The following is a 1,775-nucleotide window of genomic DNA, read 5'->3' on the forward strand; positions in this document are numbered from 1 at the left end:
CCCCCCCCGCCCGACCACCGGCCCCCACCCCCCTCCGCGCGCACACCCACCTAAAAGACCGCGCCCCCGCGGGTGCGGGGCGTGGGGGGCCGCGGTCCGCCCGTTGGCCCGGGCCCCGGGGTCCAGGCGGGGGGCGCGGGGCTCCGGTCCCCCGGCGGACGACGTCGTGGCCGCTGTCCGCGAGCCGCTCGCCGCCGGACTGGACGGCGAGGGCCGGATCACCCTCGGCGTGTCGGCGGTCGTGCACTCGGCGGAGGGGCTGCGCGGCGCGCTGGAGGAGGCGCGGCACGCCCGGCGGGTCGCGGCGGCGCGGCAGGGCCGGGTCTGTGCGGCCGGCCACCACGAACTCGCCTCGCACGTCCTGCTGCTGCCGTTCGTACCGGACGACGTGCGGCGGGCGTTCACCGCCCGGCTGCTGGACCCGCTGCGCGACTACGACGAGCGGCACCGGGCCGAACTGATCCCCACGCTTGAGGCGTTCCTCGACTGCGACGGCTCCTGGACGCGGTGCGCGTCCCGGCTGCACCTGCACGTCAACACGCTGCGGTACCGGATCGGCAGGATGGAGCAGCTGACGGGCCGTGACCTGGCGCGCCTTGAGGACAAGCTCGACTTCTACCTCGCGCTGCGCATGAGCTGACGCCGCGCCGCCGCCACCCGCCGCGGGCCGGGAACCACGGCGGCGGGCGCAGGCCCCGAGCGACGGCCCGATGCGCGGGGGCCCGTGGTCGGCCGCCCCAGCGGGCCCCGGACCCGCCGGTGAGATTGTGAAAAATTTCACCAGAAGTATTGGCCCCGCGCTCCATCCGTGCTGAGATGCATCTCACACTCGGCACAATGGCGCGCAAGGGGAGGGCTCCGTGGCGTATTCCGTGATGCCTGGGACGTCTGGTTCCGGAAGCACTGCCGGTGACGACCCGCTCCAGACCGCGGTGTGGCGGCTGCGCTCACGCGGCTGCTGGGTGGATGCGGCGGCCCTCCTCGAACCGCACGCCCGGGCCGCGGGCCCCGCCCTCCAGCGCGCCTCGCTCCTCGTCGAACGCTGCCTGTACACCGGCCGGGGGTGGGCCGAGGCCGAGGACGCGCTGCGTACGGCGGAGGCCATGGCGCGCTCGGACGGCGAACGCGGCGCCGCGGCGTCCGAGCGCGGCCACCTCGCCTATCTGTCCAGCCTGCTGCGGGTGCACGACCGCACGGACGAGGCGCACGCGGCGCTCGGCCGGGCCGCCGCGCTGCTGGAGCCGGGCGCGCCGGGACGGGCGCTGCTCGACTTCCGCCGGGGCCTGGTGGCGGAGAACCTCTCCGAATCGCCCCAGTCGGCGCGCGGCGCGTACGTACGGGCGCACGCGGCGGCCACGGACCACGGGGACACCCTGCTGCTGTCGTTCACCTGGCGCCATCTCGCGGGCCTCGCGCTGCGGCAGGGGGAGGTGGCGGACGCCAGGCACGGGTTCGCCGAGTCGCTGCGCATCCGCGAGGAGCTGGGCTATCTGGTGGGCACGGCGCCCGCGCTCGCGTCGCTCGCGGAGACCGAACAGGAGCCGGAGGCGGGGCGGTTGCGGGCCGAGGCGGGGCGGCTCGTGCGGCTGCTCGGCGGGGTGCCGACCTGGCTCGCGGACAAGCTGACCCCGCCGTTCCCGCTCAGTCCGCCGGCTCCGGCGTGAGGCCGGCCGGGTCGTCGGGGGCGTGCGGCCCGTCCCCGGGGCGCCGGGCGGACGGCGAGGCGGGAGAGGCTGGAGAAGCAGACGGGGCGGGAGAGGCCAGCGGGGCAGGAG

The 1,775-nt window shown here is 76.9% G+C and carries 2 protein-coding genes; both read left to right on the forward strand.

From position 1 onward, the window contains the following. Positions 1–640: PucR family transcriptional regulator (locus LCE31_RS07350; protein ID WP_374118426.1), on the forward strand; the 640-nt coding region annotated here is incomplete at its 5' end. 235 nt (positions 641–875) lie between these two features. Then, positions 876–1,664 (forward strand): hypothetical protein, encoded by a 789-nt coding sequence (locus LCE31_RS07355; RefSeq protein WP_225013185.1) that lies wholly within the window; start codon positions 876–878, stop codon positions 1,662–1,664. The last annotated feature ends 111 nt before the right edge of the window (positions 1,665–1,775 follow it).

This window comes from Streptomyces sp. 8L, assembly GCF_020176795.1.
In the GTDB taxonomy this organism is placed as follows: domain Bacteria; phylum Actinomycetota; class Actinomycetes; order Streptomycetales; family Streptomycetaceae; genus Streptomyces.

Excerpts from the sequence above, each read along its gene's own strand:
- LCE31_RS07355 (WP_225013185.1), top strand. The coding sequence starts at position 876 with ATGCCTGGGACGTCTGGTTCCGGAAGCACTGCCGGTGACGACCCGCTC.